This is a genomic window from Streptomyces pseudovenezuelae (assembly GCF_029892565.1).
Classification (GTDB): Bacteria; Actinomycetota; Actinomycetes; order Streptomycetales; family Streptomycetaceae; genus Streptomyces; species Streptomyces pseudovenezuelae_A.
In genome coordinates this window covers 195,262-215,263 of the sequence record NZ_JARXVH010000011.1, presented here as the reverse complement: position 1 = coordinate 215,263, position 20,002 = coordinate 195,262, and the positions used below count along the sequence as shown (strand labels likewise).

8 protein-coding genes are annotated in these 20,002 nt (G+C 72.6%); all 8 read left to right on the top strand.

The genetic code is table 11. From position 1 onward, the window contains the following. The first annotated feature begins 128 nt into the window (after positions 1–128). From M2283_RS31970 to M2283_RS31935, 8 genes are read left to right on the top strand one after another with little or no spacing between them, the layout of a single operon-like run. Positions 129–1,475, top strand: coding sequence for a salicylate synthase (locus M2283_RS31970; RefSeq protein WP_280879931.1), 1,347 nt, complete (start codon positions 129–131; stop codon positions 1,473–1,475). 8 nt (positions 1,476–1,483) lie between these two features. Continuing rightward, positions 1,484–2,770 carry an enterobactin transporter EntS gene (gene entS / locus M2283_RS31965; RefSeq protein ID WP_280879930.1) on the top strand — a complete coding sequence of 429 codons (1,287 nt, stop codon included), beginning with the start codon at positions 1,484–1,486 and terminating at the stop codon, positions 2,768–2,770. A gap of 14 nt (positions 2,771–2,784) precedes the next feature. Beyond that, a complete protein-coding gene (locus M2283_RS31960) occupies positions 2,785–3,621 on the top strand; it encodes an alpha/beta fold hydrolase (protein WP_280879929.1) in 837 nt (278 codons plus the stop codon). 32 nt (positions 3,622–3,653) lie between these two features. Continuing rightward, positions 3,654–4,088: an aspartate 1-decarboxylase gene (gene panD, locus M2283_RS31955; RefSeq protein WP_280879928.1), complete on the top strand. Its 435-nt coding sequence runs from the start codon at positions 3,654–3,656 to the stop codon at positions 4,086–4,088. A 3-nt stretch (positions 4,089–4,091) separates the two neighbouring features. Beyond that, positions 4,092–4,310 carry an MbtH family protein gene (locus M2283_RS31950; RefSeq protein WP_280879927.1) on the top strand — a complete coding sequence of 73 codons (219 nt, stop codon included), beginning with the start codon at positions 4,092–4,094 and terminating at the stop codon, positions 4,308–4,310. Further along, positions 4,310–7,501 (top strand): amino acid adenylation domain-containing protein, encoded by a 3,192-nt coding sequence (locus tag M2283_RS31945; protein WP_280879926.1) that lies wholly within the window; start codon positions 4,310–4,312, stop codon positions 7,499–7,501. Before M2283_RS31950 ends, M2283_RS31945 begins: the two co-directional genes overlap by 1 nt. Continuing rightward, the gene (locus tag M2283_RS31940; RefSeq protein WP_280879925.1) at positions 7,498–12,072 is read left to right on the top strand and encodes a non-ribosomal peptide synthetase; all 4,575 of its coding nucleotides are present in this window, start codon (positions 7,498–7,500) and stop codon (positions 12,070–12,072) included. Before M2283_RS31945 ends, M2283_RS31940 begins: the two co-directional genes overlap by 4 nt. Continuing rightward, positions 12,069–19,961, top strand: a complete 7,893-nt coding sequence (locus tag M2283_RS31935) for a non-ribosomal peptide synthetase (protein ID WP_280879924.1) — start codon at positions 12,069–12,071, stop codon at positions 19,959–19,961. The genes M2283_RS31940 and M2283_RS31935 overlap by 4 nt, the downstream gene beginning before the upstream one ends. Positions 19,962–20,002 lie beyond the last annotated feature (41 nt).

The window sequence follows — 20,002 nt, the reverse complement described above, 5'->3', positions numbered from 1 at the left end:
TTTAGGAAAGGCTTGCCTAATAAGCGATCACGGTCAAGCCTGAGGCACCTCTGGACGGACGATCGATCCGGGAGCTAGGGTCTTGGCGTAATTAGGTTAGGTTAACCTAAGTCCAGGGAGGTAGCTCGTTGCTGCGTTATCGGAGCGCGGAGACGGAACTGCCGGGTGACCCCCTCCTGTTGACCGCGGCACTGGCGGAGTCGGGCTTGTTCGACCAGTACGTGGTCTACGAACGGGAGGGTGACTTCTGCTTCGCCGGCGGTGTGCTCGGTGAGGTAGCGGTCGCTCGCTCCGGAATCCGCCGCAGATGGCTCGCCGATGAGACCAAGGCCCCACTGGGACCGCACCCACTCCGCCAAGTCAGGGAGAAACTGGCGGAGATGGACATCCAGGACTGGAACGCGTACGGCTGGATGGCCTTCGAGTTCTCCCACCTGCACACCGACCGCCCCGAGCGGGCCGGTGACACCGATCTGCTCCAACTGGTCGTCCCGCACAGCGAAGTGAGGTTCCGTCAGGGCGGCGTGCTGGTGCGCAGCGCGGACCAGGAGACCCTGGACGCCCTGCTGACCCTGCTCGCCGAGCCCGTCGACCGGCCCGCCGTCGAGGCCCGCCCGATCGACGTGGCGGACAGCGCGGGCGGCTACCCGCAGATCGTGGCCCGCGCCATCGAGGAGATCCGCACGTCGAGAGACCTGCAGAAGGTCATCCTCTCCCGCTCGGTCCCCGTGCCCTTCCCGGTCGACTTCGTCGCCACCTATGTGCACGGCCGGTCGCACAACACCCCGGCCCGCTCCTTCCTGGTGAACCTGGGCGGCCGGCGCGTCGCCGGCTTCAGCCCCGAGACCGTCGCCGAGGTGAGCGCGGACGGCGAGGTCGTCACCCAGCCCCTCGCCGGCACCCGGGCCCGCGGGCTCGGCGGAGCGGAGGACGAGCGGCTGCGCGCCGAACTCCTCGCCGATCCGAAGGAGATCTCCGAGCACGTCCTGTCCGTGAAACTCGCGGAGGAGGAGATGGCCACCGTCTGCCGGCCGGGCACCGTCTCGGTGCGCGACCTGCTCAGCGTGCGCCAGCGCGGCAGCGTCCAGCACCTGGGCTCCAGCGTGCACGGACTGCTCGCCGACGACGCCACCGCCTGGGACGTCCTGCGCGCCGTCTTCCCGGCGGTCACCGCCTCGGGCATCCCCAAACTCCCCGCCTACGACTGCATCAGCCGACTGGAGAGCGGCCCCCGCGGCATCTACAGCGGCGCGGTCCTCGCGGCGAGCAGCGACGGGGCGCTGGACGCGGCCCTGGTGCTGCGCAGCCTCTTCGAGGAGGACGGCCGCACCTGGCTGCGGGCCGGCGCCGGCATCCTCGCCGGGTCCACGCCGGAACGGGAGTTGGAGGAGACCTGCGAGAAACTGCGCAGCGTCGCCCCCTACGTCGTCCCCGCCCAGCCGGCGCCGCTCGCCGTTCCGTCACTCCAGGGTTAGGGGCTCGCGTGCGCCTCGGAGAAATGGTCGTCGACGTAGCACCGCTGCGGTCGAGCAGGGACTTCCGGCTGGTGTTCGCCACCCAGGCGATCTCCATGGTGGGCACCCAGCTCACCTCGGTGGCGGCGAGCCTCCAGATCTACGAGCTGACCGGATCCACGGTCCAGGTCGGCCTGATGAGTCTGGTGCTGGGCATGTCCCTGCTGGTCGGCCTGCTCGCGGGCGGTCTGCTCGCCGACCGGGCCGACCGGCGCCGGGTCGTGCTCGTCACCCGGGCCGTGACCGCGGTCGTGGTCACCGGACTCGCGGTGAACGCGGCTCTGCCCGACCCGCACGTGTGGTTCGTCTTCGTGGCGGCCGTCCTGGCCGGCGGCAGCGCCGGCCTCGGCGGCCCCGCGATGATGGCCGCCACACCGAGTCTGGTGCCCAAGAGTCAACTGGCCGCGGCGGGCGCCCTGACCACCCTGACCGCCCAACTGGGCGGCATGGCGGGCCCCTCGCTCGCCGGCCTGATCGCGGCGGGACCGGGCCTGGCCTGGTGCTTCGCGATCGACGCGGCCGTCTACGTCGTAGGACTCGCGCTCCTCGCGCCGCTGCCCGCGATGCCGCCCGAGGGCTCGGGCGAGGCACAGCATCCGCTGAAGGCCATGGCGGAGGGCCTGCACTTCCTGCGCGGAAACCAAGTCGTCGCCGGACTGCTGCTCATCGACGTCTGCGCCATGGTCTTCGCCATGCCGTACGCCCTCTTCCCCGAACTCGGCACCGAGCACTTCGGCGGCGGCCCGTCCACCGTCGGACTGCTCTACACCGCTCCCGCCGTCGGCTCGTTCTGCGGCGCGCTGACCAGTGGCTGGACCGGCCGGATCCATCACACCGGGCGGGCGCTGATCGGCGCGGTCGCGGTGTGGGGCCTGGCGATCACCTGCTTCGGCCTGAGCCCCAACCTGTGGCTCGCGCTGGCCTTCCTGGCCCTGGCGGGCCTCGGTGACACCGCCTCGGAGATCCTGCGCCGGGCGCTGCTCCAGCACTACACGCCGGACCGGCTCCAGGGCCGGGTCGGCAGCCTCTGGCTCGCCCAGGCCACCGCCGGACCCTCCGTGGGCAACCTGGAAGCCGGCCTGGTCGCCCGGGCGTTGGGCTCGTCGGCCGGTGCCGCGGTGGTCGGGGGAGTGGTGTGTCTCGCCGGGGTGGCCACGGTCGCGCTGGCCGTGCCGGGCCTGCGCAAAGCCAGCCTGCAGGGACCGGCCGCCACCGAACCCGCGCCGTCCCCCGAGGTCTCCCCGGCGGCCGACTGACTCAGGAGGGACCCGTGCCGAGCGCGCAGGTCAACGGAATCCGACTCCACTACGACGATGAGGGCCACGGCGACCCCGTGGTCCTGGTGATGGGCCAGGGCGCCCGCGGCCGGTCCTGGCACCTCCATCAGGTGCCCGACCTGGTGGCGGCCGGCCACCGGGTCGTCACCTTCGACAACCGGGGCATCCCGCCGACCGACGAGTGCCCCGAGGGGTTCACGATCGACGACCTGGTGGCCGACACCGCCGGGCTCGTCGAGCACCTCGGCCTCGGCCCGTGCCGCTTCGTCGGCGTCTCCATGGGGGCGTACGTCGTCCAGGAGTTGCTCCTCGCCCGGCCCGAACTGGCCGTCCAGGGCGTCCTGATGGCCACCCGTGGCCGTACGGACGTCCTGCGTGCCGCCATGCGGGAGGCCGAACGCGCCCTGTACGACGGCGAGTCGGAGCTGCCGCCCGTCTACTCGGCCTGGGTGCGGGCCCTGCAGAACCTGTCCCCGGCGACCCTCGACGACGACCGGCGGATCCAGGACTGGCTGGAGCTGTTCGAGTTCTCGCCGCCGGCCTCGGGCCCCGGCGCCCGGGCCCAACTCGACCTGACCGTCCCGCCCGGGCGGCTCGACGCCTACCGCGGAATCACCACGCCCTGCCTGGTCCTCGGCTTCGCCGACGACCTCGTCCTGCCCCCGCACCTCGCCCGCGAGGTCGCCGACGCCATCCCGTCCGCCACCTACCGGGAGATCAAGGACTGCGGCCACTACGGCTACCTGGAGCGCCCGGACGAAGTGAACCGGCTGCTTCTGGAGTTCTTCCGCAGTCGTTCTTCCCCGCCCGCCGATCTTAAATTAGGTTAGCCTCACCTAAGTATCTACTCCAGGGGGCACCGGTGCAGCGCACCCTTCTCAATGGAAAGATCCATCGAGCCACCGTGACGCAGGCCGATCTGCACTACGTGGGATCCCTGACGATCGATCAGGACCTCATGGAAGCCGCCGACATCGTCGAGGGCGAAGTGGTCCAGGTGGTCGACATCGACAACGGCGCCCGGCTCACCACCTACGCCATCACCGGGGAACGCGGCAGCGGCGTCATCGGGATCAACGGGGCCGCCGCCCACCTCGTCCACCCCGGTCACCTCGTGATCATCATGTCCTTCGCCGCGCTCGACGAGCTCGAACGGGCCACCCACGAACCCCGGGTGGTCCACGTCGACAAGGCCAACCGCATCGTCAAACTCGGGGCCGACCCGGCCGAGCCGGTGCCCGGCGCGCCGGACCAGTTCTCCGGCGCCTTCCCCGCCCCGCACCAGGAGAGGAACTGAGCCATGGCCAACCCGTTCGACGACGAGAACGGCGTCTTCCACGTGCTGGTCAACGACGAGGGCCAGTACTCCCTCTGGCCGGACTTCGTGCCCGTCCCGGCCGGCTGGACCGCCGTCCACGGCCCCGACACCAGGGCCACCTGCCTGGAACACATCGAACAGCACTGGACGGACATGCGCCCGCGCAGCCTGGCCGAGGCCATGAGCCGGACCGAGGCCTGATGGCGGCCCGCCCGGGCGTGGAGGACGTACTCCCCCTGTCGCCGATGCAGGAGGGAATGGTCTTCCACGCGCTCTACGACGATCACGCCCAGGACGTCTACACCGGGCAGCTCACCATCCGCCTCGACGGCCCCCTGGACCCCGACCGGATGCGCACCGCCGCCGAGGCGCTGGTCGCCCGGCACGCCAACCTGCGCGCCGCGTTCCGCACCCAGCGCTCCGGCCGCCCGGTGCAGGTGGTCAGGAGCGAGGTACGCGTCCCCTGGGCCATGACCGACGTGTCCGCCCTGCCGGGCCCGGAGCGGGACGCGGCCTTCGACCGGCTCCTGGCGGCGGACCTCGACGAACGCTTCGACCTGGCCCGCCCGCCCCTGCTGCGGTTCCGGCTCGTCGTGTTCGGCGAGCGCGACCACCGACTGGTCGTCTCCTCCCACCACTTGCTCTGGGACGGCTGGTCCGCACCCGTCCTGGTGCGGGAGTTGTTCCAGCTGTACACCTCGGCCGGCGACCCCACCGTGCTGCCCCGCGGCCGGCCCTACCGCGACTACCTGGCCTGGCTCGCCCGCCAGGACCCCGAGGCCGCACGCACGGCATGGGCCGCCGCCCTGGCGGGACTCGACGAACCGTCACTCATCGCACCCGAGGCTCAGGGTGAACCGGCCGGGCTGCCCGAGCGGTACGTCCTGGAACTCCCCGAGCGGGACACCACGGCCCTGACCACCGCCGCCCGCGCCCACGGACTGACCGTCAGCAGCGTGCTCCAAGGTCTGTGGGCCGTTCTGCTCGCGCGCCTGACCGGCCGCACGGACGTGGTCCTGGGTGCCACCGTCTCGGGCCGCGACGCCGACGTGCCCGGCATCGAGTCGATGGTCGGCCTCTTCATCAACACCCTGCCCGTACGCGTCCGGTTGCGCCCCGCGGAGCCGCTCGCCGACCTGCTCCGACGGGTCCAGACCGAGCAGTCCGCCCTGCTGGACCACCGGCACCTCGGCCTCGCCGACATCCAGCGCGCCGCCGGACACACCGTGCTCTTCGACACCCTGCTGGTCTTCGAGAGCTATCCGATCGACGACGACGGCATCGCCCGCGCCCTCGACGGACTGCGCATGACGGACGTCTCCGTCCGCGACGCCACCCACTACCCACTGGCCCTCACCGCGCTGCCAGGACCGGGTCTCACCCTGACGTTCAGCCACCAGCCGAGCGCCCTGGACCACGCCGCGATCGTGCGCGTCGCCGAGCAACTCCTCCAACTGCTCGACGACTTCACCCACCACCCCGAGCGACCTGTCGCCCAGCTCTCCCTGCCGGACCAGGACGAGCAGCCCGCCGCGGACACCGCCCGCCCCCTGACCCACCCCGCGGTCCGCGCCCTCTTCGAGGAACAGGCCGCCCGCACCCCCGACGCACCGGCCGTACTGCACGGCGACACGACCCTCACCTACGCCGAACTCAACGCCCGCGCCGACCGGTTGGCCGCAGCGGTGACCGCTCGCGGAGCCGGCCCCGAGTCCGTGGTCGCCGTCGCGCTGTACCGAGGCCCCGACCTGGTCACCGCACTCCTCGCGGTCCTCAAGGCCGGCGCCGCCTGCATGCCCGTGGACCCGGGCTACCCGGCGGACCGCATCGCCCTGATGCTCGGCGACGCCACGCCCAGGCTGGTCATCTGCGAGCCGAGAACGGCTCAAGAGCTCGGCATCGCCCAGGACTTGGTGTGCACCCCGGACGCGTCGACCGGCGTACGAGGACCGCGTCCGCCGCTGTCGCCCGAGAACCCCGCGTACGTCATCTTCACCTCCGGTTCCTCCGGCCGCCCCAAGGGCGTACTCGGTACCCAGCGCGCGCTCGCCAACCGGCTCGCCTGGGGACGGGAGTTGCAGGAGGACGGCACCCCGGGAGTACGGCTCGCCAAGAGCCCGATCAGCTTCATCGACGGACTGACCGAGCTGCTCGGCGCGTTGGTCATCGGGGACGCCGTGGCGCTCGTCGACGACGACGCGACCGGCGACCCGGCCGCCCTCGCGGCGGTCACGGACCGGAGCCGCGCCACCGTGCTCACCGCCGTCCCCAGTCTCTACTCCACGCTGGTCGAATCCGCCCCGCCGGACAGCTTCGCCTCCGTCCGCACCTGGATCGCCAGCGGCGAACCGCTCTCCGCCGAACTCGCCGAGACCGTCACCCGACGCTGGCCGCAGGCCGGCCTGGTGAACCTGTACGGCTGCTCCGAAGCGGCCGGCGACAGCCTGATGCACGCCTACGACGGCGGCGACGGACCGGTCCCGCTCGGGCAGCCCATCGCCAACACCCGCGCCCACGTCCTCGATCCGTTCCTGCGGCCGGTCCCGGTCGGCGGCACCGGCGAGCTGTACCTCGCCGGAGACGGACTGGCCCGCGGCTACCTGAACCAACCCGGCCGCACCGCCGAGCGCTTCGTCGCCGACCCCTTCGGCCCGCCCGGCAGCCGCCTCTACCGCACCGGCGACCTGGCCCGCCAACGCGCCGACGGCACCGTCGAGTTCCTCGGCCGCGCCGACGACCAGGTCAAGATCAGAGGCTTCCGGGTGGAGCCCGGCGAGATCGAGGCGGCCGCCCGCGCACTTCCGGGAGTGGGCCGGGCCGCGGTCGTGGCGAGGGAGGACGGGCCGGGGGCGCGGCGGTTGGTGGCGTACGTCGTACCGGCGTCCGCCGCTGATCCCGACACCGCTCCCGATGCCCTGGCCCTGCGCCGGGCACTGGCCGAGCGGCTGCCCGCCCACCTCGTACCGTCCGCCGTCGTCCTCCTCGACGCCCTGCCGCTCACCCCCAGCGGCAAACTGGACCGCCGCGCCCTGCCCGCCCCCGACTTCACCGAGGCGAGCACCTTCGAACCGCCGCGCACCGAACCGGAGAAGGTGCTGTGCGGACTCTTCGCCGAGGTGCTCGGCCTCGAACGGGTCGGCGTCCACGACGACTTCTTCGAACTCGGCGGAGACAGCATCGTCTCGGTCCGGCTGGCCGACCGGGCCCGCCGGGCGGGACTCGGACTCTCACCCCGGGACGTGTTCACCCGGCGCACCCCCGCCGGTCTCGCCGAGGCCGTGGGGGACGAATCCGGGTCCCCGCAGGAGGAGTTCACCGCGACCGCCGCACCGCTCGTGTCGCTCAGCTCGACGCAGCTCGACAACGTCAAGGCCAGGTGGAGGAGTCGATGAGCAAGGAGCCCGGGGACGACGGTTCCCTGGTCGAGGACGTCCTGCCGCTGTCCCCGCTCCAGCAGGGACTGCTGTTCCACGCCCTGTTCGACGAGGGCGCCCAGGACGTCTACACCATGCAGACCCTGGTGGAGATCGAGGGACCGCTCCGCCCCGAACTGCTGCGCACCGCCGCCGAGGAGCTCTACGCCCGGCACGCCAACCTGCGCAGCGCCTTCCTCCACGAAGATCTCGACGAACCGGTCCAGGTCGTCCTCAAGCAGGTCGCCGTCGACTGGAAGGAGGCCGGTGCGAGCGGGGAGTCCGAGGTGGCCCTCCTGGCCACCGCCGACGCCACCGCCCGCTTCGACCTCACGGATCCGCCGCTCCTGCGCCTCACCCTGGTCGACCGAGGCGACGACCGCCGACTGCTGATCCTCACCAACCACCACCTCCTGCTGGACGGTTGGTCGATCCCGTTGCTCGTCCGCGAACTTCTCCAGCTCTACGCGGCCCAGCTCGCCCCCGGCCGCGCCGCGCCCTTGCCCGCCGTCCGCCCGTACCGCGACTTCCTTGCCTGGCTGGCCTCCAGGGACCGCGACGCGTCGACGCGCGCCTGGCGGGAGGCCCTCGCCGGGGCCACACCGACGCTGCTCTCATCCGCCACCGCGGGCCTGGTACCGGTCACGCCCGAACTGCACACCCTGCGCCTGTCCGAGGAACTCACCGGCCAGGTCGAGGAGTTGGCGAGGCGCAGGGGCGTCACGGTCAACACCGTGGTGCAGGGGCTGTGGGCCCTGCTGCTGGCCCGGCTGACCGGCCGGGGCGACGTGGTGTTCGGCGCGACCGTCGCCGGGCGACCTGCCGAACTGGCCGGTGCCGAGTCCATGATCGGCCTCTTCATCAACACCGTGCCCGTCCGGGTCGCCGTGCCGCCGGGTGAGGCGGCGGGCGCGTTCCTGCGCCGACTCCAGGACGAGCAGGCCCGGTTGATGGGCCATCAGCACCTGGGCCTCACCGAGATCCAGCGCCTCGCCGGCGCGGGCGACCTCTTCGACACGCTGCTGGTCTTCGAGAACTACCCCATCGACCAGGAGGCGGTGGCCGAGGCCGAGGCGCAGTCCGGCCTGCGGATCGTCGACGTCAAGGGCGCCGGCGCCACGCACTATCCGCTGACCCTGGCCGTGCTCGCCGAGCAACAGCTCGGCGTCGTCTTCGAGTTCCGCCCCGACTGCTACGAGCGCCCGGCGGTCGAGGAACTGGCCGCCCGCTTCGAGCGGCTCCTCCGTACGACCGTCTCGGCGCCCGACACCCCGCTGGCCGCGCTGGACGTCCTCGCGCCCGAGGAGCGGGCCGGGCTGTTGGCGGCGGGCATCGGAGAGCGGCTGCCCGCGCCGTACGCCACCCTGCCGGAGGCGTTGGAGGCGCAGGCCGCCCGTACGCCCGACGCGGTCGCAGTGGTCGGGGCCGGGGAGCGGCTGACCTTCGCCGAGCTGAACTCCCGGGCCAACCGACTCGCCCGGGTTCTGGTCGAGTCGGGGGCGGGGCCGGAGCGGTTCGTCGCATTGGCGCTGCCCCCGACCCCGGACACACTCACTGCCCTCCTCGCGGTGCAGAAGGCCGGTGCGGCCTATCTGCCGCTGGATCCGGCGTGGCCCGGAGAGCGGATCGCCGGGATGCTCGCCGACTCCCGTCCGGTCGCGCTGCTGGCCACCGAGGACACCGTGCCCGACCTGGACGCCCTCGTCGGCGTGCCGCTGCTCCTGCTCGACGACCTCGGTGTCCGGCGGCGCCTCGGCGCCACGGACGACACCGATCTCACCGACGCCGAACGGTCGGCGCCGGTGCACCCCGAACACCCCGCCTACGTCATCTACACCTCCGGCTCCACCGGGCGCCCCAAGGCCGTCGTGATCCCGCAGCGAGCCATCGCCAACCTCTTCGCCGCCCACAACGCGGCCCTGCACACCCCGGCCCGCGCGGCGGTCGGCGGCCGGCCGCTCCGGGTGGGACACGCCTGGCCGACCGCCTTCGACGCGTCCTGGCAGCCGATGCTGTGGATGTTCGCCGGACACGAACTGCACCTCGTACCCGAGGACGTCCGCCGCGACCCCGACGCGCTGCGCGCCTTCCTCGCCGAACACGGCATCGAGTTCATCGAGCTGTCGCCGTCCCTGCTCGCCGAGGTGGTCGCCCAAGGCGGCGACTGGCAGGCCGAGTTGAAGGTGCTCGGCGTCGGCGGCGAGGCCGTACCACCGGACTTGTGGCGCACCCTGCGCGCCACCGAGGGACTGGCCGCCCACAATCTCTACGGCCCCACCGAATGCACCGTCGACTCGGCGAACTGCGACCTCGCGCTCAGCGACCGGCCCGCGATCGGCCGCCCGGTGGCCGGCGGCACCCTGTACGTCCTCGACGGACACCTCAACCCCGTGCCCACCGGAGTCGACGGCGAGCTGTACATCGCCGGCGAGGGCCTGGCCCGCGGCTACCTCGGCCGCCCCGGCGCCACCGCGAGCCGCTTCGTCGCCGACCCGTTCACCGACCGACCGGGCGCCCGCATGTACCGAACCGGCGACATCGCCCGCTGGACCGAGGACGGTCTGGTGGAGTGCCTGGGCCGGATCGACGACCAGGTGAAGATCAGGGGCTACCGGATCGAGCCCGGCGAGATCGAGGTGGTGCTGCTGGGCCACGAGCTGGTGGAGCGGGCCGCGGTCGTCGTCCGGGAGGACACGCCTGGAGTGCGGCGACTGGTGGCGTACGTGGTGCTCACGGACGCGTCGGATACGCCGGTTCTCCCGGAGGCGTCCGATGGTTCCGGCGTTTCGGCCGCCGAAGACACGGCCGAGCTGTTGCGCCGGGACGTGGCCGCCGTACTCCCCGACTACATGGTCCCGTCCGCCTTCGTCACGGTCGACGGCTTCCCGCTCACCCTCAACGGCAAGCTGGACACCGCCGCGCTCCCGGCTCCGACCCGGTCCGCCGGACCCGCGGCGCAGCCGCCGCGCAACCCGGTCGAGGAACGGCTCGCCGCGCTCTTCGCCGACGTGCTCGGGCTGGACACGGTCGGCGTGCACGACAGCTTCTTCGTCCTGGGCGGCGACAGCATCGTGTCGATGCGCCTGGTCTCCCAGGCACGCGCCGCCGGGCTGGGGATCTCTCCGAGGGACGTCTTCGAGCAGCCCACGGTCGCGGGACTCGCCGAGCGTGCCGGTACTGGTGCCGGCCTCCGGCGCCGCACGGCCGACCCGGACGCCGGGACCGGCGAGATCCCGCTCACCCCGATGCTGACGTGGCTCATCGGGCAGGGCGGCCCGTTCCGAGCGCTCAGCCAGGCCCGGTTCCTCCGGACGCCGGCCGGCATGGACCTCGACGGGCTGCACCGCACCGTCCAGACCGTCCTGGACCGGCACGACCTCCTGCGGGCGTCCTTCGCCCAGGCCGACGACGGGACCTGGAGCCTCCGCGCCGCGCCCGCCGGCACGGCCCGCGCCGCCGACTGCGTGCGGCGGATCGACGCCGAGCGCCTCGACCACACGGCTGTCGGGACGCTGGTCCCCGAGGCGTTCGACGAACTGGTCGCCGAACTCGACCCGGCGGCCGGGGCAGTGGCCCGGTTCCTGTGGTTCGACCCCGGAGAGGGCCGCGAGGGACGGCTGTTGGTCGTGCTGCACCACCTGGTCACCGATGCCGCCTCGTGGGGCGTGCTCGTGGCCGAACTCGCCGGCGCGTGGGACGGATCACCGCTCGCGCCACCCGGTACGTCCTTCAAGGAGTGGGCCGAAGCTCTGCGGACGGAGGCACAGTCACCCCGGCGCACGGCCGAACTCCCGCTGTGGCAAGGCATGTTGGACCGACCCGAGCCGTCCCTCGGCTCTGCCGCGCTGGACCCGTCCCTGGACACCAGGGCAACGATCCAGCGGCTGTGGACCACTCTCGGCCCCGGCCTCACCGGCCCGCTGACCGCCGCCCCCGTCCAGGAAGCGCTGCTGACCGCGCTGACGCTCGCGGTCCCGGACTGGCGGCGCGCGCTCGGCCGCCCGGCACCGGACGGGGACACCTCGCTCCTGATCGCCCTGGAGGGCCACGGCCGCGAGGAGCAACTCCTGCCCGACGCCGACCTGTCCGGCACCCTCGGCTGGTTCACCAGCGTCTTCCCCGTCCGACTCGACCCGGGTGATGGACCCGGCCCGGACCAGGTCCGGCGCATCGGCGATCAGCTGGTCGCGCTCCCCGACAAGGGGATCGGATACGGGCTGCTGCACTACCTCAACCCCGACACCGCCGCCTCACTGGCCGAACTCCCGCAGCCCCAGATCGAGTTCAACTACCTGGGCCGGATGACCATGGGCGAGCGCCGGGACAGCGCCGTGTTCACCAGCGCCCCCGAGACCGGCGCCATGGGCAGCGGCGCCGACCCGGGCATGGCGGCCCCGTACCCGCTGGTCGTCGACGCGGTGATCGCCGACGAGGAACTGAGCGTCTGCTGGCAGTGGCCGGAGCGGCTCTTCGCCGAGGCGGAGATCCAGCGGCTGGCCGACGCCTGGGCGACCGCACTCGAACTGCTCCTGAAAGGCGGAGAGCTGTGACGGAGACACCCACAGCCGCCCCCGGCGACCTCGCGGCGCGCAAGCGTGAACTGCTGCGCCGCAGGCTGGAGAACGCCGGTCTGGCCGATGCCCCCGCCCGCTCGGAACGGATCCCGCGCCGCCCCGCCGACGCCGGGAACCTCCCGCTGTCGTACGCCCAGTCCCGGATGTGGCTGCTCCAACAGCTCGACCCGGCCAGCCCCGCCTACAACGTGTGCCTGGCCATCCGGCTGCGCGGCCCGCTCGACGCGAGCGCGCTGCGGACCGCCCTGCAGGGTCTGGTCGACCGGCACGAGGTGCTGCGCACCCGTTACCCGGCGCTGGACGACGGAACGCCGGAGCAGGTGGTCGACGCGCGCCCGGAGGTGGCGTTCGAGACCGCGAACCTGTGGGGGCTGCCCGAGGAGGAGCAGGATCGCAGGGCCGGGGTGCTCGCCCGGGCCGCCTCGGCGACGCCGTTCGACCTCGCCGCCGACCACCCCCTGCGTGCCCTGCTCGTCCGCCGTGCGGAACAGGACCACACCCTCGTTCTGACGGTTCATCACATCGCCTGGGACGGGGGCACGTTCAATGCCCTCTCCCGTGACCTGGGCGCGCTGTACCGGGCGACGGCGACCGGCGAGGCCGCCGACCTCGAACCCCTGCCCGTCCAGTACGCCGACTTCGCGCACTGGCAGCGCGACACCTGGACCGACGAGCGGCTGGCCGAGCACCTCGACCACTGGCGCACGGCACTCGTCCCGCCGCCCGGCCCGCTCGCCCTGCCCACCGACGCCGCCCGCACCGCGCAGCCCACCGCGCACGGCGACCGCCGCTTCCACACCTTCGCGCCCGACGTGACCGAACGGCTCACCGCCTTCGCCCGCAACGCCGGCGCGACCCCCTTCATGGTGCTCCTCGCCGGCCTCGCCGCCCTGCTGCACCGCACCACCGGCGCCACCGACATCCCGGTCGGCTCGGCCGTGATGAGCCGCGACCTCCCCGGCCTGGAAAAGCTGATCGGCAACTTCGGCAACACCCTGGCCCTGCGCGCCGACCTCGACGGCGACCCGGGCTTCGCCGAACTCGTCGAGCGGGTACGCCAGTTGTGCACCGACGGGTACGCCCACCAGGACATGCCGTTCGACCTGCTGGTGGAGCGGCTGCGCCCGGAACGGCACCCGGGCCGCGCCGTCTACTTCGACGTCATGCTCCTCTTCCTGACCCAGGGACTCGAAGGGCCGCGCCTGCCCGGAGTGACGGCCGAGTGGGAGACCGTGCACAACGACACCACCCAGTTCGACCTCTCCCTGGAGGCGTTCCACACCGCCGGCCGCCTGCGCGTCGAGGCCACCTACCGCAGCTCGCTCTTCACCCCGGAGACGGTCGACCGCCTGCTGCGGCAACTGGAGACCCTCCTGGCCGCCGCCCTCAATGAGCCCGAACTCGCCCTCTCCCGGCTGCCTTTGATGACCGAGGCCGAGGAAGCCCAGGTGCTGGCGGACTGGAACGCGACCGAGCATCCCGTCCCCGCCACCACGCTCACGGCCCTCCTCGACCGGCAGGCGCACGCCACCCCGGACGACCTGGCACTGGTCGCAGACGCCGTCGAACTCGACCACGCCGAACTGCACGCTCGCGCCAACCGCCTCGCCCGCCTCCTGATCGCCCAAGGCGTGGGCCCCGAGCGGCTGGTCGGCGTCGCCCTGGACCGCGGCCCGGACCTGGTCGTCGCGCTCCTCGCCGTGCTCAAGGCGGGCGGCGCCTACGTCCCCTTGGACACCGGATACCCCGCCGAGCGACTGGCGTTCATGATCCAGGACGCCATGCCCGCACTTGTGGTCACCTCCGGCGACGCCCTGCCCGCGCACGCGGCACCGACCCTGCGGCTCGACGATCCCGAGGTGCGAGGCCGGCTCGCCGCCTTGGCCCCCGCCCAACTCACCGACGAGGAACGGCTGGAGCCCCTGCGCCCGGCCCACCCCGCCTACGTCATCTACACCTCCGGTTCCACCGGGCGTCCCAAGGGTGCGGTCATCTCGCACGCCGCGATCGTCAACCGGCTGCTGTGGATGCAGGACACGTACGGACTGCGCCCCGAGGACCGGGTGTTGCAGAAGACCCCGGCCAGTTTCGACGTGTCGGTGTGGGAGTTCTTCTGGCCGATGATCACCGGCGCGGCCCTGGTGCTCGCGCGACCCGGCGGCCACCGCGATCCGGCCTACCTGGCCGAGCTGATCCGCGAACAGCGGGTCACCACCGCCCACTTCGTCCCCTCCATGCTGCGCGTCTTCCTCGACGACCCGGCGGCGGAGCGGACGCGCGGCGTGCTGCGCCGGGTGGTCTGCAGCGGCGAAGCCCTCCCGACCGAACTCGCCGACCGCTTCGGCCAACTCCTCGACGGCACCGAACTGCACAACCTCTACGGCCCGACCGAGGCCGCCGTGGACGTCACCGCCTGGCCGTGCGCCGAGGGAACCGGGTCCGCGGCCGGCTCCGTACCGATCGGCCGGCCGGTGTGGAACACCCGCACCCTGGTCCTGGACGCCAGCCTGCGCCCGGTCCCGCCCGGCATCCCCGGCGAGCTGTATCTCGGCGGCGCCCAACTGGCCCGCGGCTACCTCGACCGCCCCGGCCTGACCGCCGGCCGCTTCGTCGCCGACCCCTACGGCCCGCCCGGCGCCCGCCTCTACCGCACCGGCGACCTCGTGCGCTGGTCCTCGCAGGGAGCGCTGGAGTTCCTCGGCCGGGGCGACGACCAGGTCAAGATCCGGGGCTTCCGGGTTGAGCCCGGCGAGATGGAAGCCGCCACCGCCGCACTGCCCGGCGTGTCCCAGGCCGCGGTGACGGTCCGTCAGGACAAGCCCGGGGAGCCGCGATTGGTCGCGTACGTCGTCCCGCGACCGGGCACCCGGCTGGACCCCCTCCAGGTCAGGCAGGATCTCAAGGCGACGCTCCCAGATCAGTCGCTGCCCGCCGCTGTCGTCGTCCTGGACGAGCTGCCGTTGACCCCCAACGGGAAACTCGACCGCGCCGCCCTGCCCGCCCCCGACCTCGCGGCCCTCACCACCGCCACCGCGCCCCGCACCGAGGCGGAGGAGCGACTCTGCGCGCTCCTCGCCGAGTTGCTCGGGCTGCCGGCGGTCGGCGTGCACGACGACTTCTTCGCCCTCGGCGGCCACTCCGTCCTGGCCACCCGACTGATCGCCCGGATCCGGGCCGACCTCGGTGCCGTCGTCCCGCTGCGCGCCGTCTTCGACACCCCGACGGCCGCCGAACTCGCCCCCCTCCTCGGCACCCCGGCCGAGCGCCGCCCCGCGCTGCGCCCCACCCGACGCCCCGACCCGGTCCCCCTGTCCTCCGCCCAGGCCAGGCTCTGGTTCCTGTACCGGCTCGAGGGCCCGAGCCCGACCTACAACATCCACACCGCCATCCACCTGTCCGGTTCGCTCGACCACACCGCGCTCCGGGCCGCGCTGAACGACGTCGTGGCCCGCCACGAGTCCCTGCGCACGGTCTTCCCCGACGACGACGGCACGCCGAGGCAGGTCGTGCTGCCGCCGCAGAACGCGACGGTCCCCTTCACCGTGCAACCCGCCGGCGAGGCGGAACTCGACTCTCTCCTGCGCGAGGCGGCCGCCCACTCCTTCGCGCTGGACGTCGAACTCCCCATCCGTGCAACGCTGTACGCCCTCGCACCCGACGAGCACGTCCTGCTGCTGCTCGTCCACCACATCGCCACCGACGGCTGGTCGGCGGACCCGTTGCTGCGGGACTTGGAGACCGCCTACTCAGCCCGACTGGCTGACACAGAGATCGCACCCAACTGGCCGCCCCTCCCGGTGCAGTACGCCGACTACACGCTCTGGCAGCGGTCGCTCGACGACCAGGACACACAACTGGCCTACTGGCAGCAGGCGTTGGAGGGACTCCCGGAGGAACTCCAGCTGCCCGTCGACCGGCCACGCCCCGTCGTCCCCGGCTATCAGGCAGGCGCCGTCGACTTCACGCTCGACGCCGACGTGCACACGGGCCTGCGGGACCTGGCGGCCGAGACCGGCGGGACCGTCTTCATGGCCCTCCAGTCCGCCCTCGCGGTCCTGCTCGGCCGGCTCGGCGCGGGTGACGACATCCCGCTCGGCACCCCGGTCGCCGGACGCGGTGACGCCGCCCTCGACGACCTCGTGGGCCTCTTCGTCAACACGCTGGTGCTGCGCACCGACCTCTCCGGCGACCCGACGTTCCGCGCGCTTCTCGCCAGGGTGCGCGAGGCCGACGTGGACGCCTACGCCCACCAGGACCTGCCGTTCGAGCAGTTGGTGGACGCACTCGCCCCGACCCGCTCGATGGGCCGCCACCCGCTCTTCCAGGTGATGCTCGCCCATCAGCAAGCCGCCGACGAGGCACGGGACTTCGCCGGTCTGACGCTGCGCGAGCGGCGGGTCGACTTCTACACCGCGAAAACCGACCTCGCCTTCCACCTGTTCGAGCGCGCGGAGGCCGGCGGGATCAGTGGGGCGCTGGTCTTCAGTCGCGATCTCTACGATCCCGACTCGGCGGGGGCGTTGGTGGAACGGTTCGTGCGGCTGGTCGGTGAGTTGGCCCGGCAGCCGGACCGCCCGGTGGGCGAGGCCGACGTACTGACCCCGGACGAGCGGTCGTTGCTGCTGGGGGAGTGGAACGACACCGCGCACCCCATGCCCGCCACCACCCTGACCGCACTGTTCGAGGAGCAGGCGGCGGCGACGCCCCACCTCATGGCCGTGGAGTACGGCACCGAGGACGGACCGTCGCTCACCTACGCAGACCTCAGCGCACGCGCCAACGCCCTTGCCGCGACGCTGGTTTCGCTCGGCGTGGGCCCCGAACATCGGGTCGGTATCCATCTCGAACGCTCGGTGGAGATGGTGGTCGCACTGGTCGCCGTCCTCAAGGCGGGCGGTGCCTTCGTGCCGCTGGAGCCGTCCTGGCCGGCCCGCCGGATCGAGGAGGTGTCCCGCAACGCCGGGCTGACCGCGGTACTGGGGCGCGTCGGCGACACGGCAACTCCCGGTGGCCCGCCTCTGGTCGAGGTCGACCTCAGCGGCTCGGTGCCGGACGCGGCCGCTCCCGACGTCGTCGTCGACCCCGAGGGGCTCGCCTACGTCATCTACACCTCCGGCTCCACCGGCGTACCGAAGGGGGCGATGATCCGTCACCGGGCCATCGCACACCGGCTGTTGTGGCAGCGCGCGCTGCTCGGCTTCGGCACCGACGACGCCGCACTCTTCAAGGCGCCGCTCGGCTTCGACATCTCCATCAACGAGATCTTCCTGCCGCTGGTGCACGGCGGACGCGTGGTGATCGCCGAGCCCGACGGTGAACGGGACGTCGACTATCTGCTGGAGACCGTCGAACGGCACCGGGTGACCTTCACCTACCTGGTCTCCTCGATGCTCGATCTCCTCCTGGAACAGGACGGGTTCGCCCGGCGGGCCTCGTCGCTGAAGCACGTGTGGTGCGGCGGAGAGGTGCTCACGCCCGATCTGTTCGCCCGTTTCCGGGCCGCGAGTTCGGCGATCATGTACCACGGTTACGGACCGGCCGAGGCCACCATCGGCGTCAGTCACGTTGTCTACCGCACGGGTGCGATGCGCAGCGCCGTCTCCATCGGCCGGCCCAACGGCAACACCCGGCTGTACGTGCTCGACGACCGGCTCCGGCCCACCCCGGTCGGTGTCCCCGGCGAGCTGTACGCCGGCGGTGTCTACCTCGGCCGCGGTTATGTCAACGACCCCCGCCGCACCGCCGACCACTGGGTGGCCGACCCCTTCGGCTCGCCCGGCGAACGGCTCTACCGCACCGGTGACCTGGTGCGCTGGCAGCGTGACGGGACCCTGGAGTTCCTCGGCCGGGCCGACAACCAGGTAAAGATCCGCGGTATGCGGGTGGAGTTGGAGGAGATCGAGGCCGTACTGGAGCAGCACCCGGCGGTGCGGCGGGCTGTGGTGGTGATCCGGGAGGACGCGCCGGGCGTCAAGCAACTCGCCGGTTACTGCCTGGCAGTTGGCGACGTGGGTGCCGAAGTGCGCGGCTGGCTGCTGGAGCGGCTGCCCGAGCACATGGTCCCGCGCACGCTCACCGTCCTGGAGGCCTTCCCGCTGCTGCCGTCCGGCAAGGTGAACCGCACCGGTCTGCCCGCCCCCGAGACCACGGCGACCACTGCTACGCGGGCACCCGCGAACGAGCGCGAAGAGCGGCTCACCGAGCTGTTCGCAAGCGTCCTCGGACTTGCGAGCGTCGACGTGGACGACAACTTCTTCGAGCTGGGCGGCGACAGCATCGTCTCCATCCGCCTGGTCACCCTCGCCCGCAAGGCGGGCCTCGCTCTCAGCCCCCGGCAGGTCTTCCAGTCGCCGACGCCGGCCGGCTTGGCCGTGGCGGCAGGAAACGCGCCGCGCCCCGAGTCCGGCCTCGCCGACGAGCCGGTGGGCGAGCTGGACCTCACCCCGGTCATGCACTGGACGGCCGGCCCCGACGGCTCCTACGGCGGCCTCGCCCAGGCGGTCCTGCTGACCACCCCGCCCGACCTCACCGACGAGGCGCTGACCGCCGTACTCCAGGCCGTCGTAGATCGCCACGGCATGCTGCGGGCCCAACTGACGGACGCGCGGCGGCTGGTGGTGCCGCCCGAGGGGACGGTACGGGCCGGAGACCTGCTCACCCGTGCGACCGGCGAAGACCTCGACGCACAGCTCGCCGCGGCAGCCGCCCGCCTCGACCCGTACGCCGGCCGCATGCTGCAAGCCGTCCGGTTCGAGGCGGCCGACGACGGCCCCGGCCGACTGCTCCTCGTCGCCCACCACCTGGTCGTGGACGGCGTGTCCTGGAGGATCATCGGCACCGAGCTGGCCGAGGCCTGGGGGGCGGTCCGTGCCGGGACGGCCCCGCAGCCCCGGCGTACCGGCACCTCCTTCCGCACCTGGAGCACCCTGCTCGCAGAGGAAGCCCGCAGGCCCGAGCGGTTGCGTGAACTGCCATGGTGGACAGAGGCGTTGGAGGGCACGCGTCCTCTGCTGGAGCGCGCGCTCGACCCGGACCGCGACACCGCGCGGACGGTACGGGAGCGGAGTCTCGTCCTCCCCGAGGACATCACCACGTCCCTCCTGACGACCGTCCCCGCCGCCTACCACGCGGCCGTCCCCGACGTACTGCTCACCGCCCTCGCCCTGGCCACGGCGGCCTGGCGGGCGGAGCGCGGGGACCTGACGGGACGATCCCTCCTCGTCGGCGTGGAGGGGCACGGGCGTGAGGAGGACATCGCCGACGGGGTGGATCTGTCGGCCACGGTGGGCTGGTTCACGACCTTCCACCCGGTCGGCATCGACCCTGGCCCGCTCGACCTCGACGACGCGCTCGCCGGGGGTCCCGCCGTGGGCACGGCCCTCAAGCGCGTCAAGGAGCAGCTGCGGGCGGTGCCCGAACACGGCCTCGGCTACGGCCTGTTGCGCCACCTAAACCCCGACACCGCACCGGACCTGGAGAAACTGCCGCAGCCGCAGCTCGTCTTCAACTACCTGGGTCGGTTCAGTGCGGCCAACTCCGCCGAGGTGTCCTGGGAGTTGGCGCCCGAGGCTCCGATGTTGCGCGTCCCGCCGGACGCCGACCGGCCCGTGGCCTTCGGTCTGGAGCTGAACGCGGTCGCCGTCGAGGAGGCGGGCGGCACCCGACTGCACGTCTCCGCCGCCTGGCCCGAGGCCTTCCTGACGGCCGCCGAGTCGGACGCCCTGCTCGCCCTCTGGGAACGCGCCCTGCGCGGTCTCGCACGGCACGCCGACGGCTCGCCCGCCGGTGGGCTCACCCCGTCCGACCTCCCCTTGGTCGAACTCACCCAGGAAGACATCGACGACTTCGAGAACGACGAGTTCTGAGGGACCCCCGAGATGACACCCCAGACACCCGCACAACCCCC

Coding starts and splice junctions, on each gene's coding strand:
- M2283_RS31945 (WP_280879926.1), top strand. CDS start 4,310: ATGGCGGCCCGCCCGGGCGTGGAGGACGTACTCCCCCTGTCGCCGATG.
- M2283_RS31940 (WP_280879925.1), top strand. CDS start 7,498: ATGAGCAAGGAGCCCGGGGACGACGGTTCCCTGGTCGAGGACGTCCTG.
- M2283_RS31950 (WP_280879927.1), top strand. CDS start 4,092: ATGGCCAACCCGTTCGACGACGAGAACGGCGTCTTCCACGTGCTGGTC.